General features: G+C 55.0%; 13 protein-coding genes. 8 read left to right on the plus strand and 5 right to left on the minus strand.

The window, feature by feature from the left end; all coding sequences use genetic code 11:
- Positions 1-5,044: excinuclease ABC subunit UvrA (gene uvrA, locus VFE46_14610; protein HZZ29227.1), on the minus strand; the 5,044-nt coding region annotated here is incomplete at its 3' end.
- A 284-nt stretch (positions 5,045-5,328) separates the two neighbouring features.
- Here uvrA and VFE46_14615 point away from each other — a divergent pair.
- The 3 genes from VFE46_14615 (at position 5,329) to VFE46_14625 (ending at position 7,659) form a co-directional block, all read left to right on the plus strand.
- Entirely contained in the window at positions 5,329-6,396 is a 1,068-nt protein-coding gene (locus tag VFE46_14615) for an NAD-dependent epimerase/dehydratase family protein (protein HZZ29228.1), read from the plus strand.
- Positions 6,393-7,166: a glycosyltransferase family 2 protein gene (locus VFE46_14620; GenBank protein HZZ29229.1), complete on the plus strand. Its 774-nt coding sequence runs from the start codon at positions 6,393-6,395 to the stop codon at positions 7,164-7,166. The genes VFE46_14615 and VFE46_14620 overlap by 4 nt, the downstream gene beginning before the upstream one ends.
- A gap of 139 nt (positions 7,167-7,305) precedes the next feature.
- Positions 7,306-7,659, plus strand: coding sequence for a small basic protein (locus VFE46_14625; GenBank protein ID HZZ29230.1), 354 nt, complete (start codon positions 7,306-7,308; stop codon positions 7,657-7,659).
- A gap of 58 nt (positions 7,660-7,717) precedes the next feature.
- Here the strand turns inward: VFE46_14625 and hemG are convergent, their stop codons facing one another.
- The gene (hemG, locus tag VFE46_14630) at positions 7,718-9,217 is read right to left on the minus strand and encodes a protoporphyrinogen oxidase (GenBank protein ID HZZ29231.1); all 1,500 of its coding nucleotides are present in this window, start codon (positions 9,215-9,217) and stop codon (positions 7,718-7,720) included.
- 167 nt (positions 9,218-9,384) lie between these two features.
- Between hemG and VFE46_14635 the strand changes: the two genes are divergently transcribed.
- From VFE46_14635 to VFE46_14650, 4 genes are all read left to right on the plus strand, one after another.
- The gene (locus VFE46_14635; GenBank protein ID HZZ29232.1) at positions 9,385-9,864 is read left to right on the plus strand and encodes a zinc ribbon domain-containing protein; all 480 of its coding nucleotides are present in this window, start codon (positions 9,385-9,387) and stop codon (positions 9,862-9,864) included.
- Between the two features lie 63 nt (positions 9,865-9,927).
- Positions 9,928-10,419, plus strand: a complete 492-nt coding sequence (locus VFE46_14640) for a methylated DNA-protein cysteine methyltransferase (protein ID HZZ29233.1) — start codon at positions 9,928-9,930, stop codon at positions 10,417-10,419.
- Between the two features lie 64 nt (positions 10,420-10,483).
- The gene (locus VFE46_14645) at positions 10,484-10,939 is read left to right on the plus strand and encodes an NIPSNAP family protein (GenBank protein ID HZZ29234.1); all 456 of its coding nucleotides are present in this window, start codon (positions 10,484-10,486) and stop codon (positions 10,937-10,939) included.
- A gap of 10 nt (positions 10,940-10,949) precedes the next feature.
- Entirely contained in the window at positions 10,950-12,461 is a 1,512-nt protein-coding gene (locus VFE46_14650) for an FAD-binding oxidoreductase (GenBank protein ID HZZ29235.1), read from the plus strand.
- Between the two features lie 26 nt (positions 12,462-12,487).
- On the opposite strand, the gene VFE46_14655 is transcribed toward VFE46_14650, so the two are convergent.
- The 3 genes from VFE46_14655 to VFE46_14665 all read right to left on the minus strand — a co-directional run bounded on the left by VFE46_14655 (position 12,488) and on the right by VFE46_14665 (position 15,075).
- Positions 12,488-13,381 carry an alpha/beta hydrolase gene (locus tag VFE46_14655; GenBank protein ID HZZ29236.1) on the minus strand — a complete coding sequence of 298 codons (894 nt, stop codon included), beginning with the start codon at positions 13,379-13,381 and terminating at the stop codon, positions 12,488-12,490.
- Positions 13,382-13,573: 192 nt separating this feature from the next.
- A complete protein-coding gene (locus tag VFE46_14660; GenBank protein HZZ29237.1) occupies positions 13,574-13,729 on the minus strand; it encodes a hypothetical protein in 156 nt (51 codons plus the stop codon).
- 674 nt (positions 13,730-14,403) lie between these two features.
- A complete protein-coding gene (locus tag VFE46_14665) occupies positions 14,404-15,075 on the minus strand; it encodes a hypothetical protein (protein HZZ29238.1) in 672 nt (223 codons plus the stop codon).
- 779 nt (positions 15,076-15,854) lie between these two features.
- On the opposite strand from VFE46_14665, the gene VFE46_14670 reads away from it, so the two are divergent.
- On the plus strand, positions 15,855-16,694 hold the full coding sequence (locus VFE46_14670; protein HZZ29239.1) for a hypothetical protein: 840 nt from the start codon (positions 15,855-15,857) through the stop codon (positions 16,692-16,694).
- Positions 16,695-17,430 lie beyond the last annotated feature (736 nt).

The raw sequence follows: 17,430 nt of genomic DNA on the forward strand, positions 1-17,430 counted from the left end.
TAGGAATCGCTTTTTTGCCGCTCAAATACGGTCCAGTAATCGAACTGGGCGATTTGCTGACTTGCTGCGGCGTTCCCTGAGCGACAATTTGCCCGCCAAATTCGCCGGCGCCGGGACCGAAATCGATCAGTTGATCAGCACTAGCGACGACTTCCTTATCGTGTTCGACAACCAACAGCGTATTGCCAAGATCGCGAAGCTTTTGCAGCGCGCCCAGCAGACGGCGGTTATCGCGCGGATGCAAACCAATGGTTGGTTCATCCAACACGTACAGTACACCGCATAGGCCGCTGCCCACTTGGCTGGCCAAGCGAATGCGCTGCGCTTCGCCGCCGGAAAGCGTGGGCGCCGGGCGACCTAACGTGAGATATTCCAAGCCCACATCGAGTAAAAACTGCAACCGATTGCAAATTTCGCGCAGCAGGTCGCCGGCAATTTTTTTCTCGGCGCCGGTGGGATGCCAGGCCGAAAAATCGGCCCATAATTTATTGAGCGGCTGGCGGCATAATTCGCCAATGGTTTGATCGCGCAACCGCACCGCACCAGCCAATTCGTTCAAGCGGCTGCCATCGCACACCGCGCATTCTACTTCGTCAACCAAGTGATCCAACTGCCCGCGCATGGTCGGCGACAAGCGTGCCGCTTCCTCCAGCGCCGGATACAGTCCTTTATATTGAAAGCGAAACAGCGGCGGGCTTTCCGAAGTCGCTCCTTTTCGAGTCGCGGCTAAACCCGTTTCCACTGCTTTCTGCTTTCTGCTTTCTGCCTTCTGCGTTCCTCTCACGTCGAGCCAATCCTCGCCCAGACCGTGCATCACGATCCGCCGTTCGCGGCTGCTCAACTGATCAAATGGAACGTCCGTCCGCAGGCCTGTGTGGGCCGCCAATGCCGTCAACATTTGCTTGAACAATGGGCGGCCAACATTTGGCCACAATGCGATGGCGCCATCGGCCAACGAAAGTTTAGGATCGCGCACTAGCGCTGCCGGATTCGCACCCAACTGCGTGCCCAAGCCTTCGCACTCTTTACACCAACCCAAAGGACTATTGAACGAGAAGCTGTGCGGCGTAAGGGGCTCGAAGCTACGGCCGCACTTATCGCAGGCAAAATGCTGGCTATGAATTTCCACCGGCCAGCGCTGTTCCTGAACGCCCTCCACAGGAAATGTGATGTGCAGCACGCCCTGTCCCAGCGACAACGCAGTTTCCACGCTGCTGGCGATGCGGCTGCGAGCGTCATCGCCGGGCCGAACCGTAATGCGATCGACGATGACTTCCACCGCATGTTTGCGCCGACGATCGATCGTCGGCGGTTGATCGACCGTGAACGTTTCGCCATCAACGCGCAGGCGTTGATATCCTTGCGCGCGAATTTCCTCCCACAGCGTCTCGTATTTCTCGCCGACGCGGATATCCAAGGGTGCCATCAAGTACAACTTGGTGCCAGCCTGTTCGGACATGATTTTTTCAATAATTTCGTCGGCCGATTGCGTGCCGATGGGCACATCGCATGCCGGACAGTAGGGTTTACCCAGCCGGGTCATCAGCACGCGCAAGTAATCGTAAATTTCCGTCACCGTTCCGACGGTGGAACGTGGCGTGTGCCCTAAGTTCTTTTGCTCAATCGCAATCGCCGGCGACAGCCCCTCGATGTGCTCCAGTTTCGGCTTTTGCATTTGGCCGACGAATTGCCGAGCATACGAACTCAGGCTTTCCACGTAGCGGCGCTGACCTTCGGCATAAATGGTGTCCATCGCCAGCGAACTTTTTCCAGAACCGCTCAGCCCGCAACAAACCGTCATTTGATCGCGCGGAATGTCGACATTCACGCCTTTCAAATTATGCTGCCAAGCCCCGCGAACCCGAATGGTTTGCTCGCCGAACAGATCGCCCGAAGATTTTTTATCCTTGCGCGATTTCGAATGAGTTGCCATCGCCGTTGCGGCCTCGCCATTCAAAATGGTCCGCAGCGCCGTAGCCGTGTGCGAAATGCTCGCCTGGCGGCTCGCGGCTAAACACTTGGACTTTGTAACGCCTGCCTTGCAATCACTGACCACCGACCGCTGACCACCGATCACTTCCTCCGGCGTGCCCACGGCGATGACTTCGCCGCCGCCGGCGCCCCCTTCAGGCCCCATGTCGATGATCCAGTCGGCGGTTTTGATCACATCCAAATTGTGTTCCACGACCAGCACTGTATTTCCCACATCGACCAGGTCGTGAAGTACTTTGAGCAGCATTTGGATATCAGCAAAGTGCAAGCCGGTCGTGGGCTCATCCAGCAAATACAGCGTGCGACCCGTGCTGCGTTTCACCAATTCCCGAGCCAACTTAATGCGCTGGGCCTCACCGCCGGATAGGGTCGGCGAAGCTTGTCCGAGCTTCAAATAATCCAAACCCACGTCGTGTAGCGTTTGAAGCTTGCGTCGGATGTCGGGAATGTTTTCGAAATGCGCCAGAGCTTCCTGCACGTCCATTTCGAGCACTTCCGCGATGCTCTTTCCTTTGAATCGCACTTGCAGCGTTTCCCGATTGAAACGATGTCCATTGCATATCGGGCAGGTAACCCACACGTCGGCCAAAAAATCCATTTCCAGCCGATTGGAGCCGTTTCCTTCGCACGCTTCGCAGCGCCCGCCAGAAACATTGAAGCTGAAGCGTCCCGGCTTGTAACCGCGGGCCTTCGATTCCGGCAGTTTGGCAAATAAATCGCGAATGTCGTCGGCCAGTTTGATGTAAGTAGCCGGATTCGAGCGCGGCGTGCGGCCAATGGGCGATTGATCGATGGCGATCAGCTTATCCAGATGCTCCAGTCCTTCAATCCGATCGTGCGCACCGGGATTTCCGATCCCGCCGTTCAAATCGCGGTTGAGCGCTTCGGCCACAATATCGCTGACCAAAGAACTTTTGCCCGAGCCGCTGACCCCGGTCACGCACACCAGCGCCCCCAGCGGAATTTCGACCGTGACATCTTTCAGGTTGTTGTGCCGGGCGCCGACAATGCGCAGATAATTGACCGGGTCCCCGCTCCCCGCGCGGGTTGCGGCTAAACCTTCTCCTGCCGAGCTTTTAATCCGCCGCTGCTTGGGAATCTCGATCTTGCGCTGACCATTCAAAAACTGCCCGGTGATGCTGCGCTCCGATTTAAGAATTGTTTCCAGCGGGCCGGATGCCACCAATTCGCCGCCACGGACACCAGGGCCAGGGCCGAAATCGAGGATGCAGTCAGCTGCCCGCATGGTGTCTTCATCGTGTTCAACGACGACGACCGTGTTCCCTTTGTCGCGCAGTTGATGCAGCGTGTCGAGCAGTTTTTGATTATCGCGCGGGTGTAAGCCGATGGAAGGTTCGTCCAGAATATACAGCACTCCGACCAGCCCGCAGCCGACTTGGCCGGCCAACCGAATGCGCTGCGTTTCGCCGCCGGAAAGTGTGGGAGCGGTGCGGTCGAGAGCCAAATAATCTAGGCCGACGTTCACCAAAAATCCTAATCGGCCGCGAATTTCTTTCACTGCTTCTGAGGCAATTTTGTGGCCCGTCTCGTCCAAAACCAAATTGCTGAAAAAGTTCGCGGCGTCGCTCACGGCCAGGGCGCATACCTCCGGCAAGCTGCGTGCCGGCCGGTCGGCAAATTGCAGATCAGCAGAGGAAAGCGTTACGCTGCAAGCTTGCGGGTTCAGTCTTGCGCCGTGGCAAGTCGCGCAGCGGATGACGCTCATGTATTTTTCCAACTGCCGTTGCTGCATCTTGCTGTTGGTATTGCGATGCCGCGACAACAATTGCGGAATGATGCCTTCGAAGTGCCCGCCGTACTTCATTCCTTGCGGACCATTGCGCCAAGTAAAGGTGATGTGCTGCTCGCCGGTGCCGTAAAGCCACAGTTTTTGTAATTCCGGCGAAAGCTCTCGCCAGGGCATTTCCAGCATCGTGCCGTGCTCTAGACCGTGCAGGCGCTCCACGGTGTCAGCCATCCCTTGATAAATGTGCCGCCGCCAGCGTCCCATGTCACGCCAGGGACCGACTAACTCAAGGGCCCCTTGAGCGAACGATAAATTTGAGTCGGGCACCAATCGTTCCGCCGCAAAACTGTAAATTTCGCCCAAACCGTCGCATTGCGGGCACATGCCTTGCGGGCTGTTGAAGCTGAACAGCTGCGGACTGGGTGGTTCGAAACTGATTCCACAGTTTGTGCAGGCATAGTGTGCGGAAAGCGTAATGTCTGAGCGCGCGGCGCGGCGGCTTGCCTTGCGTACCTTTCGGCGCGCGGTCGAGCGTTCGCTATCTGACTCTTCCTCTTCCTCAACACTAGGTGTCTTGCCTCCTGCATCCTCTGTTGCCACAATCAATTCACCCCTGCCCAGCCGCAACGCCAATTCCACGGCCTCGGCCAAGCGGGGCCGGATTTGGGGGCCCGCCGTTAGCCGATCGATTACCACTTCAATGTGGTGCCGCATTTGACGATCGAGCTTCAAATCGTCGGCCAACTGTACCACTTGGCCATCGACCCGAGCTCGCGAAAAGCCTTGCTTTAGCAGGTCTTCAAACAAATCGCGGTGCTCCCCTTTTTGTGCCCGAATGACCGGGGCGAGCACTAAAAACTGGGTGCGCTCGGGAACCTGCAAAATGCGCTCAATAATTTGTTCCCGGCTTTGTGCGGTAATGGGGCGTTTGCATTGGGGGCAGTGTCCTTGTCCGACACGAGCGAAAAGCACCCGTAAATAATCGTAAATCTCGGTGATCGTCCCGACGGTAGATCGCGGATTTTGGCCGGAAGCTTTTTGAGCGATGGAAATCGACGGCCTAAGGCCTGAAATATGATCGACATCAGGCTTCGGCATTTGCCCCAAAAATTGCCGGGCAAAACTGGACAGGCTTTCCACATACCGTCGCTGCCCTTCGGCATACAAGGTATCGAAGGCCAGGGAGCTTTTTCCGGAACCACTGACACCGGTTAAGCAAATCAGTTGATTCCGCGGCAGCACCACGTCGACGTTGCGGAGATTATGCTCTCTGGCGCCGCGGATAACGATATCGGAGGCAGGCATGGCACTCGGGGGGCGGGAAAAGATAATTCATCCGTGAGTAACACCACATTTTAACGGGCAGGGCCCGCGGTGAACACCCCTACACTTTGCTTCTATTTGGAATTGGCGGCGCCAGGGCTTCTGTTTACGAAAAAAGCGGTCATTTTACCGATGTTATAATAGAGGTGCTTTTCGTCCGCTTGCTGGCCCGTCCCCCTGGCATTACTTGCTTGGAAGCGGTTGGAAATATTCTGCAATTGCATGCAACGGCCCTTTACACTCGTTTTTTTTGCAATTCCGCATCCATGAAGATTCTTATTACCGGCCTGTGCGGATTTGTCGGTAGTTCGGTAGCGCTTCGATTGCGGGAATGCCGCAGCGACATCACGGTTGTTGGAATTGACAACTTCAGCCGGCCGGGGAGCAAAACGAATCGTTCGCGGCTGGAGGCGGCCGGCATCAAGGTTGTTGAAGGAGATGTAACTTGCAGCAGCACCGTAGATATGCTCGGCACGGCAGATTGGATCATCCACGCCGCGGCAATTCCCACGGTAATGGCGGGAGTAGATAACCGCACCAGCAGCCGGGAACTGGTGAAACAGAATCTGCTTGGCGCGCTCAATCTTTTGGAACACGCACGAAACCACCGCGCGGGTTTCATCCTGCTTTCCAGTAGCCGGGTATACAACATTCCGCTGTTGGCTGAATTGCCGCTCAAAATACAGGGCGAAGCATTTGCGCTTGATGTCAGCGCCAATTTGCCCGTCGGCTGCTCGCGGCAGGGTATCAACGAATTATTTTCTACAGCGCCTCCAGCATCGTTGTACGGCGCGAGCAAGCTGGCCGCGGAGAGGCTGGCACTGGAATATGGCCAGGCATTTGGCTTTCCTGTCATTATCAACCGCTGTGGCGTGTTAGCCGGCGGAACGCAATTCGGCGTTGCCGCGCAGGGGATTTTTTCGTTTTGGGTGCGAGCTTATGCGCAGCGCCGGCCATTGCAGTACATTGGCTTCGATGGCGCAGGGCATCAAGTGCGCGATGCGCTGCATCCGCACGATTTAGCTGACCTTTTAGCGCTGCAAATGCTCCAAACACCCTCATCGGGCGAAATCTGGAATGTTGGCGGCGGCTTGGAAAATGCGATGTCGCTGGCGCAATTAAGCCACTGGTGCCAGCAGGCGTTCGGTCCGCATACCGTGGAAAGCAAGCCGCAACCGCGCCCATTCGACGTGGCGTGGATTGTTATGGACAGTCGCCAAGTCGAAGCCGCATACCGCTGGCGTTTGCACATGTCTCTTCCGTCCATCTTGGAAGAAATTGCTGAACACCATCGCAAACATCCGGAGTGGTTGGATTTGTCGCAATCGCCATGAGCAAATTTCACGCTCCCAATCCCGAAGCGCCACCGCTCACGCTGTTGTCGGTCGTAATTCCGGCGCGCGACGAGGAAGGCTGCATCGGCGCGACCGTCGAACATGTTCACGTGGAATTGCGGCAACGCGGCATCCCGCATGAAATTGTCGTTGTCGATGATGGCAGCCACGACCGGACCTGGAATATTCTCCAGCAGTTGCAAGCCACGGTTTCCGAATTGCGGCCCGTGCAAAATCATGGGCCGCACGGCTTCGGTCGGGCGGTAATCAGCGGCATTGAAGCGGCGAGCGGCGATGCCGTGGTGATCATGATGGCGGACGAATCGGACGATTGCCGCGATTTGGTCGCCTACTGGCAGAAACTGACCGCAGGGTATGATGCGGTTTTCGGCAGCCGATTCATCAAAGGCGGAGGCGTAATTGATTATCCCTGGATCAAGTACATCTTGAATCGGGTGGCTAATTTATTCATCAAGTTTCTATTTCGTATTCCCCTGAACGACACCACCAATGCGTTCAAGGCGTATCGTCGCAGCACGCTGGTTGGCTTGCGTCCCTATCTCTCGCCGCATTTCAATTTGACGGTGGAGTTGCCCCTAAAAGCCATTGTTCGCGGTTATACCTGGGCGGTAATTCCCGTCACCTGGCGCAACCGGCGCAGCGGCATGGCCAAACTTAAAATTCGCGAAATGGGAAGCCGGTATTTGTTCATCGTTTGCTATTGCTGGCTGGAAAAGTATTTTAGCGGTGGGGATTATCGCAAAGATTAGCAGGCGGCTGGGACGGTAGTGTTGCCGTGGAATAAAAATGGATGGATTGCCGGGGTCGAGGCCAAGCTATCTTGCTGAACTCCGGGGATCGCCTTATATTAACGAATTGCATTTTCTGACCCCTGACCCCTTGCCATCCATGACCCTCGATAAAAGTCTTCGTATCCGCCGCGGCAGTGTGAAAGCCAGCAACGTCATGAAGCGCGGCGAGCGTATCGCCAAGCTGAAAGAATCGGAACGCTGGAACGATACCATGAGCGTATTGGGCCTGCCCAAGGTGCGCGTCATCAAGCTGACGATGAAGAAGAAGAAAAAGAAGAAGGAAGAGGAAGGGGCCGAAGGAGCCGCAGGCGCCGCCGCCGCTCCAGGCGCCGCCGCTCCCGCTGCTGGCGCTAAAGCTGCTGCGGGCGCCAAAGCTGCTGCTGCTCCTGCCAAGGGCGCCGCTCCCGCCAAAGCTGCCGCGGCACCGGCCAAAGGCGCTGGGAAGAAGTAACCGGCCAAGCACACAATGTCCAAATCCGAATGACTAATTGTGCTGGTTCCGTCATTGGTCATTGGAGGCTTGGACATTGGTTATTTTTGATAACCGACTCCGCCGCTGCCTCCCCGCTTTGAATGCACTGCGGAATGCCCACGCCTTCGAAAGCGTTGCCTGCCAATGCCAATCCGGGATGCTGTTCTAGCCGCTGGCGGATGCTTTGCAGACGCCGTATGTGGCCAAGCTGATATTGCGGCATGCTGGCCGGCCAGCGAAACACCAATGATAAAGAAGGGCCGCCTCGGATGCCGAGCAAAGCGCGCAGTTCTTCTTTGGCAGTGGTGAGGAGCTGATCGTCAGATAATGTCAGCATCTCCGGCTGCAGCGCCCCTCCCAAAAATACGCGAATCAGCACCTTCCCCGCCGGCGCGCGGCCTGGAAATTTCACGCTGGAATAACTGGCCGATAGAATTTTCCGCCGCTCAATTGCCGGCACCACGAACCCAAAACTATCCAGTGCATTGGTAATTTGTTCGCGATCATAAGCCAGCGCCACAATCACCGTCCCCGCAGATTCAATTTCTGAAAGCTCTCGGGCCAACTCGCCATCCATGCCGCCTAGTAACTTGGCCGATACCGACGCCGGAGTGGCCAAAATCACGCCGTCGAAGTACTGTCCCCCGGTAGAACCTGGGGCTAACTGACCACTGACCCCTGACTCCTGATCCCTGACCACTGACCACCGACCATTCTCCCGCTCGATCCGCTCAATCTTCGCACTCAACCTCACGCAGCCATTGGGCAACCGGTCCGCAATTGCATTCACAAAGCTTTCGAGTCCGTCTCGGGGGGCGACGAACATGCTGTATCGTGCCCCGCTGTCTTCTTCCGCGAGGCGAGTTTCGGCATCGGCATTGCGCTCGTCGAGTTTTGGTTTGCGCGCGGACCTTGCTGCCCTGCGCAAGCTCCCGTGCTTGCGCTCCATTTCCAAATAGCGCGGTAGCGTGGCCTCCAGGCTCAGTGTTTCCGGATTGGCCGTGTAAATGCCGCCCACCAACGGTTGCACCAGTCGCTCGAATGCCTCCTGGCCCAGCCGTCGCCGAGCAAAATCAGCCACGCTTTCATCGCCCAGATTGCCTCCGGAGGGAATAAACCGCTCGCAGGCCGCGCGCAGTTTTCCCCGCCAGCTTAAAATCGGCGACCGCAGCAGGGGCCACAATCGCTGGGGCGACATCAGCACAAAACCGTCGGGAACGTGCTGCAGTTTCCCGCGGGCCACCACCATGGCGCCGCGATGGGCGGAGTCCATGGGAATCAATTGTTCCGCAAAACCGATCCGCCGGCATAAATTGATCGCCGCCGGAATCGTGGTGATAAAACTATCGGCGCTTTGCTCAATCAAAAAATCATCTTGCCGAACCGTGCGAATTATGCCTCCTAGCCGAGGGCTAGTTTCAAACAGCGTGATTGCTGCCTGCGGCGATAATTCTTTCACCCGATGTGCCGCGGCCAACCCGGCAATTCCTCCGCCGACGATGGCAACCTGCCGGGGTTGGGAGGACTGGTCTTCCATAGTCCGACGAGTATCGCAATTCACCCCGTCAGAGGCAAGATTCTCGCCGTTTTTCCGAATAACACTCCAGCTTCCTTCCAGATATGTTATGCTAACCTGCGGCTGGTCGCCGTGCTTTTCAAAATAAGACTGTTCACCATTTCCATTTGCGCGTGGAGTCGAAAGGCATGCCGAATTCCTTGCAGCCAGATGATTCGCAGCACAACCTTTTGCGCAGCTTGTTGCGTTTGGTTGGTCCTATGCTGGTCGGGGTGGGGCTCCTGTTGATCATTATTGCCATGGTGAGTTTTTTCAGCGCATTTGGCGGAATGGAGCCGCCACGCTATTTTTGGTGTGCCTTTGTAGGCATGCCGGTTTTGGCGGTCGGATTGGCCATCTCCAGGTTTGCTTACCTGGGCGCTTTCGCCCGTTACATGGCCGATGAAGTGGCCCCGGTCGGCAGAGACGCCGCGAACTACATGGTCGATGGAACGAAAGACTCTCTGCGAGACATGGCAGCCGCCGTGGGCGACGGGTTCCGGTCCGGCAGCGGCCATGTTCCCGCGTCTGAGGAAGCCACGCCGGAAGTGAAAGTTCGCTGCCAAAAATGCCGCGCGTTGAATGACGAAGCTGCGAAGTTTTGTAATCAATGCGGCGCGCCGTTGTAAAAATACTTGGCGCACCATCGAGCTTTGCAGTTGCAGCGAAAACTTATCTCAGGAAATGTCCTCATGCCTAAGCGTAAATCGTGGCGGGAAAAACTGGCCGACAGCAAAGGCCTGCCCAAAACCGGCCGCATTGCCGGCAAAATGACCAAGCGTTGGGGCACGGGAACCATGGTGGTTCCCGCGCCGCGGGAAGTCGATGCCGTAATGAAGCGCGTGCCCAAAGGAAGGCTCATCACCATCAGCGAAATTCGTGCGGCTTTGGCGAAACAACACGGCGCGAATGTTTGCTGCCCCATCACCACGGGCATTTTTGCCTGGATTTCTGCCCACGCCGCGGAAGAAGCTATCACCGATGCTACCGCCAATGGCCGCGGCAAGCCTAAAATCACGCCCTATTGGCGCACGCTGAAAACAGGCGGTGAATTGAATCCCAAGTACCCTGGCGGAATTCCCCGGCTGCGCAAGCAATTAGCCGCCGAAGGCCACCGTGTGGTTGCCAAAGGCAAACGCTTTTTTGTGGCGGAGTACGAAAAATCGCTTGCCCACATCTCTTAGTCGAATCTTCCGCAGTGTGTCGTTGTGCAAGTTTTCTCCGACCGCTTTTTTTAAGGGCTCCATCATGCATCCGACCAAATGCGTTACCGCTGTTTTGTTAACTGCAGTGCTGGCGACTGTGTTTGGGTTAGGTCATCTGTCGGGCAATATTGCCGTCCAGGCCGAGGCCGCAGAAGCCGCCAAGCACAATCGGGTGTTCGAAATTCGCACGTATACCGCGGAGGAAGGCAAGCTCGATGCCCTATTGGCCCGGTTCCGCGATCACACCTGTGCGCTCTTTGAAAAGCACGGCATGACGAACATTGGCTACTGGGTGCCGCAGGACGAGCCGAAATCGAAAAACACGCTCGTTTACATCCTCGCGCATGAAAGCCGCGACGCCGCCAAGAAAAATTGGGCCGAATTCAGCCGCGATCCCGATTGGCAAAAAGCCAAAACCGATTCCGAAGCGGACGGCAAACTGACCACCAAAACCGAATCAGTCTTTGTCGACCCCACCGATTTCTCACCGTTGAAGTAGCGCCACTCGTATGACAGGCATGAGCTGCACCGCCACACGCTTAAACCTCTTTGCTCCGCAACTACGATGGGCGGTGTTGTTAAGTGCATTGCTTCTTTCCTCCCTGGATCGGCCAACTCGAATCCACGCTCAACCGGCAGATCATCTAAACCCGCCTTCTGATTACATCGACGATGCCAGTGGTTTGAATCGCACCCACGTTGCAGAAGTGTGGTCCATTCCGCCCGACGCAAAGTCTGCGGAGCAACAACTTGGCCAGTTGCTTGCCAAAGCTCAAAGCGAAAATCGGCATGTCTCGGTGGCCGGCGCGCGGCATAGCATGGGAGGCCACACCATTTATCCCGATGGCATCGTCATCGACATGCTCCCCTTCAATCATCTGGAATTGAATGCGGAGCAAAAAATCCTCCATGCCGGTGCGGGAGCACGCTGGTCACAAATCATCCCGTATCTCGACGCACAGGGCCTCTCAGTGGCGGTGATGCAATCCTTCAACGATTTTAGCGTCGGCGGATCAATCAGCGTCAACGCGCATGGTTGGCAGGCTGCTCGGCCGCCAATTGCTTCGACCGTGGAGGCGTTTCGGCTGATGACAGCGGATGGCCAAATTGTCCGCTGTAGCCGTAGCCAAAATCCAGAACTATTTAAGTTGGCCCTCGGTGGTTACGGATTATTTGGCATCATTTTAGATGTGGACCTGCACGTGGTTCCCAACCAACGTTACCGCTGCGAGTCGGAAGTACTTCCCGCAAGCAAATGGGCAGCTCGTTTTGCAGAAAAAATAAAAAATTCTCCCGACATCGGCATGATCTATGGACGATTGTGCATTGTGCCCGGCGACAACAGCTTTTTGCGCGAAGCAATTTTAACGTCATTTCATGCCGCCCCATGCAAACCTGACGAAATTCCTGCGCTTAAGCCATTAAATAACTCCGACCGTAGGCGCGAAATCTATCGGGCCCAGGTTGGCAATCTGGCCGCCAAGCAATTCCGCTGGGATGCGGAAAAAACAGCCGGCGAAATTTCCGCAGGAGTTTTTTATTCTCGCAACCAATTACTAAATGAAGCGACGACACTGTTCCAGGAGCAAAATCCAGATCGGGTCGACATACTTCAAGAATATTTTGTGCCACCCGATCAATTGGCGCGCTTTCTCGATGCCATGCGCGAAATCATCCCCAAATACCCTGCCGATTTGCTCAATGTCACTTTGCGTGACGTCGAAGAAGATCACGATACGATTCTCAGATATGCCGACAAGAATATGGTGGCGCTAGTCCTGGCCTTTAATCAACTTCGCACGGAGGCTGCGGATCAACAAACTGAACTCATGACACAGGAACTCATCGCAGCAGCACTCCGATGCCAGGGGCGATATTATTTGCCCTATCGTTTACATGCTACCCCAGAGCAGTTTTTTCAGGCCTATCCTCAAGCGACAGAGTTTTTCAATCGCAAGCGGTTCTTCGATCCCCATGAACTATTTCAAAACGAGTTTTACGTGAAGTACAGCAAGCGCTAGCCAATGCCGAAGATGGGCAACCCTGACTACGCCTTCTTCAAAAACCCTTCGGTTTTCAAAAACTCGTAAAACTGCTGGATAAAGTCGTTGCTCGGCTTACCGGCGTTGCTGTCGCGCAGGCCGAAGCCGTGCTCCGTTTTGGCGTAAATGTGCAGCTCCGCCGAAACCCCGGCGTTTTTTAGCGACAGGTAGTGATTGGCCAGCATGGTTTGAAAATGATTGCCGTCTTCATCTCCCACGGCGATAAACGTCGGCGGTAAATTCATCTCCTTCGTAATCGTTTGATTGCGAATGCCCAACGGGCCGGAATAAATGAGCGCCTGAAAATCGGGCCGGGCGCTTTGGCGTTCGACCGGATCGTCGGCCTCGTCCTTTCCTTTGCCGTCCGCATCGCACACCAGGGCCGCCAACTCGCCGCCGGCGGAACATCCCATAATGCCTACCCGATGCGGATCAATGCCCCACTCCTCGGCTCGGCTTCGCACCAGGCGCATGGCCCGTTGACCATCCTGCGTGGGCGCATCGGGCAGTTTGTAGGGCGAACCTTTCTCCCGCGCCAACCGATATTTGAGCACGAAGCAGGCCACGCCATGGTCGCTCAGCCATTTAGCCTCGTTCAATCCTTCGTGCACCATCCACAATTCTCGATGCCCGCCGCCGGGGGCAATAACAACCGCTGCACCGGTCGCCTTTTCCTTCGGCGGCAAAAAAACGGTCAGCGACGGATTGTTTACATTGGTGATGGTATAGTCGCCGTGCCCCTTGTCGGTTTTCACATCGGGCATGTCTTTGCGATCTTCAAACCCCGGCACGCCGCCCGGCCACAGTGGAATTTCTTGCAGCGCTTCCTCCGCCTGTGCCACGGCACAAGACACGAGGAACCAAAACAACACCGCCGCCAAACTCCGCCGGGAACGCATGGTTAAAGTCTCCGATAGTTTCTTGCTGTGTGAAGATTATTCGATTGCCTGATGCTGTGGGTGCCCCAAGGGGGCAACCGAAAACAGCCTAGGCCAGGCGTAAGCGTCGGCCTGGGTGAAATGATTATTTGAACAAAAAAGCCCCAACGGGGCGACACTAAGCACTTGAATTGTTTCTCGTTCGGGCCGGATTCACCGCTGCTTTTTGTCTTGCTGATTTTCTTTGTGATCTTCGCGAAAAAATTGGATGCCGCACAGCTTCAGCAAGAATTGACCAACCACAAAGACCAGCGCGCCAATCATCAGTGCGGTGCCAATGGCAATGGTTTTGGGGCGGGCGGTGCCCATTCCATACAAGCAGCGCGGCAAACAGCACGATCACGCACGGCCATCTGACCCCCATGGCCGCATTGTAAGTATTAGGCGTATATATGGCAGCCTATGCGGTAGCTAGCCGCAAGCCTGGAGCGGGGGTATTTTAGCAAATTCCACCCCATACGCTACAATGCGGGGCAGCCCCTAACCCATGGCCGACGCGTGGGGAACCGCCACTCGAACCTACAATCCATAAAACATGGACACCAACCGCTTAATTCGAGCAGTTATTTCCGCAGGATGCGTGGTCGCTGCGAGTCTGTGCCTTGCTGCGAGCTACATCAGTGCTGCCATAATGACGAGCACACTCCCGTATGCTTACCTGGCCGCACATACAGAAGAAGGTTTTTGCGAGCGATTGAAGCTAACGTGGCCGCTCTTAGTCATCGCAGCCGCGCTTTATATTACGACGGGGATCATCGCGATTTCCGCGATACGCCAAAAGGCGGCCCGGAGCATTGCTAACTAGCCCATGAAACTCCGCTTCACGATCCGCGACTTCCGACCAACACACTGTTAAGACACTACCATCAATTCAGCGCTCTCCCGAAGTACCAGACACTCTTAGCCAACACACCACCCTCAGCCCGGTGGTGTGTGAATATCTGTGGGGAAAATAGGCAACCTCGCTGCCAATCTGAAACGTGCTATTTCGGCAGAAGTAGTAGGTCATTAGGTTTTGCTATTTCTTTGTGTCCAACCACAAGAAAAAGTGTGCCATTCGGGACAAGTTCAGAATGGTTTAGGTGTATTCCATCGACACCAGATTTCTCTAGTGCATCACAAAGCAATGCGGCCGGAATGAGTTGTTTCCCCAACTCCTTTTCATCGGAAGTGTTGATTATTGGGGTAAACACAACTACCCCATTCACTGAACCACCTTTCCACTCCTCGACATATTCGCATTTCCACTTTGCTCTGATTAGAGTCATAGCTATCTGTGCGAAAAGATTTACCGCTTCATCGTCAAATTTGTATGTTGCGATTTGCAAGGGCACTTTCTCGGCTGCCTCCAGCCGATCTTGCAGTACTCTCATCTGTTCTAATGAAAGTTTGCGTGCGGCAACCGCTTTGTTGGCATCCGTCGCTTCTTTTGATGCGGCCTCCAATTGTGCTTCTAATCGGGTGATATGTCTGTCTGCAAATATCCCGCTTGCAAAAAATATCACTGTTAAAGCGAAGCCTGCAATCGCCGTCGCGCATTCTCCATACCAGTACAGCGATTTATCACGTCTCCCTAGCCAAGCCATCCAGCAATACGCTAGAGCGACGGCAAAACTAAGTGCCGAACCAGAGAAAAATAAAACCGTCTCTGCCATGGAGGATCAATGCCAAGCGCTTTGAGGTATGCGTTGATGTTTTTGGCGATTTTCTACCCAGCAATGGGAATTATTGCTCTGCTTGTTCGACGCAGTGCTGGCCGGCGCGAACCTCCTGCGTGAAGGTGCATCTTAAACTCTCCAACGTTTTCGGAGAGTGACGCGCGCCTTGGTGGCGCAGCAGTTTTATACGCTGCCGGAGCGGTCGTTACAACGATGGGATCGAAACCCTTGCTCTCCGCTATGTCCGCCTGCCTACAAAGCCCCTGATTGCCCGCGTAACGGCTTCTGACCGGCTCCAGTCGTTAGGCTTTGCAATTGCATCTAATTGAGCCACAAGCGACTCAGGCACGGTAACGGCCACCATTATCGTCGGTCCGTCCGGCCCCGGCTTCCGTCCAGCACCCTTTCGCTTGCCCCCGTGCAATTTCTTTTTTGCCATTTATCAACCTTTTTGAACAAACTATATAAAATCATGTTGACGTACCCGATATGATTTTATATAGTGTATTCATGGTTGGCTGTCAAGCCAATAAAAAAACCCCGGTGAAACCTTGGCGGGTCTCATCGGGGCAAAGACAACTAGGCTTTCGCCCAATCGTCCCTTGACAAGTTTGATTGTAGCGAGAGCCGCCGAAAAAGGCGACTTCGCAATGGTCATTTCGACATGCTCACATGAAAGCTATGAAAAAAACGGCAAAACCAAGAGCGGTGCAATCCGTTTCCGCTGCAAATTGTGCGGTAAGTCGTGGACAGAATTCACCCAAGCATTCGATGGAATGCGTATCGGCATGGACTTGGCCGTGAAGATTATCAGCTTGATTTGTGAGGGAACGTCAGCATCGGCTGCTGCTCGCCTAACGAATACCGATGTCCACACAGTCATTGATTTGATGGTAATGGTAGGCCAGCGGTGCTCAGAATACATGGCCCGCGCGATTAAAGGCGTTCATGTTGACGATGTTCAAATTGACGAAATTTGGCAGTTCATTTATTGCAAAAACTACACGGCCAAGGAGGAAAAAATCGTCGGCGGTGCCGGGGATTCCTACTGCTACACGGCGATTGAGCGCAATACAAAACTGTTGATTTGCTGGCACTTGGGCCGACGCAACGAACCCGATACGCACGAATTCTGCCGCAAGTTAAATGACGCCACAACCGGCGCGTTCCACCTGTCCAGCGATGGGTGGGCATCGTATCCGTTTGCTGTCCATCGTCAGATTGGCAATCGCGTTGACTACGGCCAAGTAATCAAGTCATTCAAAGAACCGATCAAAGAGGACCGCCGCAAGTATTCGCCGGCCAGAATAATACGAATGGAAAAGCAGTGGATAATGGGCAACCCGGATATGAACCGTGTTTGCACTTCACACTGCGAGCGCATGAACGGGTCGATTCGCAACTTCTGCAAGCGGATGGGCAGGCTGACCTATTGCTTCTCAAAGCGATGGGGCAACCACCAAGCGGCCCTGGGCCTATTCTTTGCCCATTACAACTTCTGCCGGAAGCATCGCACCCTGGGCCGGATTACACCAGCAATGGCCCACGGCCTGGAGGATCACGCCTGGACCGTGCGGGAGCTTTTGGAGAAGATTATACAGGTTGCCCACACTTAATCACACACGACCCTCAGCCCGGTGCTAGCAAAGTTGGCATGCGGTTTGCTCCTATTGGGGAGCCGTTCGAAGCATGCTCGAACGCCGGAAAGCCGAACGGGGCCGGAACACAGAAGAGGAAAGTCCTGTATCGGGGCCGGTTATCGGAGAAGTCGATGCCAACCGACCACATCTTGGCATCGATAGAAATGGTGGCTGATTTCTCGGTTCTGGAACAGGTTTAGGCATGGCGCCGGAACGCCATCGAAAGAGAAGGGTAGCCGTGATTCGAAAGAACCGAGCCTAAACAAATCAGCCATCGTTATTAGCAGGGCGAGTTGGGATACCAGAAGAGGTTCCCAACTCGCCTGCTCTTTTTTGCGTGCCCCATTATTGAACACCTGTGCGATTATGCAACGCGCCGCCAGCTCTCCGCTGGTCCAAAATCGATCTCAATGCGGGCCAATCTGCCGTCTCATTCAGATTCTTTTTTCCAGATTTGGGACGAAAATGGCTGGCTGAGCAGGGGTCTAAGGAAGGAATCACGGTTTTTAGAATTTTTTTCTTCGGCGGCAACTGTGGAACTTGAACGACAACCTGGCGAGTCCAGCATCACGGGCCGTGCCTAATTTGAACGAAAAATAGATGCAGCGACGGCTATCCCCCGGCCGTTTTGTTCGAGAAAACAGCCGGCGTCTAGGGACAGACGCCGCTACAATCCTTCCAAATTATGCGACCACAACATCACGAACTTGCT

The sequence above is a fragment of the Pirellulales bacterium genome (assembly GCA_035656635.1).
Classification (GTDB): domain Bacteria; phylum Planctomycetota; class Planctomycetia; order Pirellulales; family JADZDJ01; genus DATJYL01.

What these genes read in the sequence shown, in the direction of transcription:
- VFE46_14615 (HZZ29228.1), top strand. Translation starts at nt 5,329, where the DNA reads ATGAAGATTCTTATTACCGGCCTGTGCGGATTTGTCGGTAGTTCGGTA.
- VFE46_14620 (HZZ29229.1), top strand. Translation starts at nt 6,393, where the DNA reads ATGAGCAAATTTCACGCTCCCAATCCCGAAGCGCCACCGCTCACGCTG.
- VFE46_14625 (HZZ29230.1), top strand. Translation starts at nt 7,306, where the DNA reads ATGACCCTCGATAAAAGTCTTCGTATCCGCCGCGGCAGTGTGAAAGCC.
- hemG (HZZ29231.1), bottom strand. Translation starts at nt 9,217, where the DNA reads ATGGAAGACCAGTCCTCCCAACCCCGGCAGGTTGCCATCGTCGGCGGA.
- VFE46_14635 (HZZ29232.1), top strand. Translation starts at nt 9,385, where the DNA reads ATGCCGAATTCCTTGCAGCCAGATGATTCGCAGCACAACCTTTTGCGC.
- VFE46_14640 (HZZ29233.1), top strand. Translation starts at nt 9,928, where the DNA reads ATGCCTAAGCGTAAATCGTGGCGGGAAAAACTGGCCGACAGCAAAGGC.
- VFE46_14645 (HZZ29234.1), top strand. Translation starts at nt 10,484, where the DNA reads ATGCATCCGACCAAATGCGTTACCGCTGTTTTGTTAACTGCAGTGCTG.
- VFE46_14650 (HZZ29235.1), top strand. Translation starts at nt 10,950, where the DNA reads ATGACAGGCATGAGCTGCACCGCCACACGCTTAAACCTCTTTGCTCCG.
- VFE46_14655 (HZZ29236.1), bottom strand. Translation starts at nt 13,381, where the DNA reads ATGCGTTCCCGGCGGAGTTTGGCGGCGGTGTTGTTTTGGTTCCTCGTG.
- VFE46_14660 (HZZ29237.1), bottom strand. Translation starts at nt 13,729, where the DNA reads ATGGGCACCGCCCGCCCCAAAACCATTGCCATTGGCACCGCACTGATG.
- VFE46_14665 (HZZ29238.1), bottom strand. Translation starts at nt 15,075, where the DNA reads ATGGCAGAGACGGTTTTATTTTTCTCTGGTTCGGCACTTAGTTTTGCC.
- VFE46_14670 (HZZ29239.1), top strand. Translation starts at nt 15,855, where the DNA reads ATGCGTATCGGCATGGACTTGGCCGTGAAGATTATCAGCTTGATTTGT.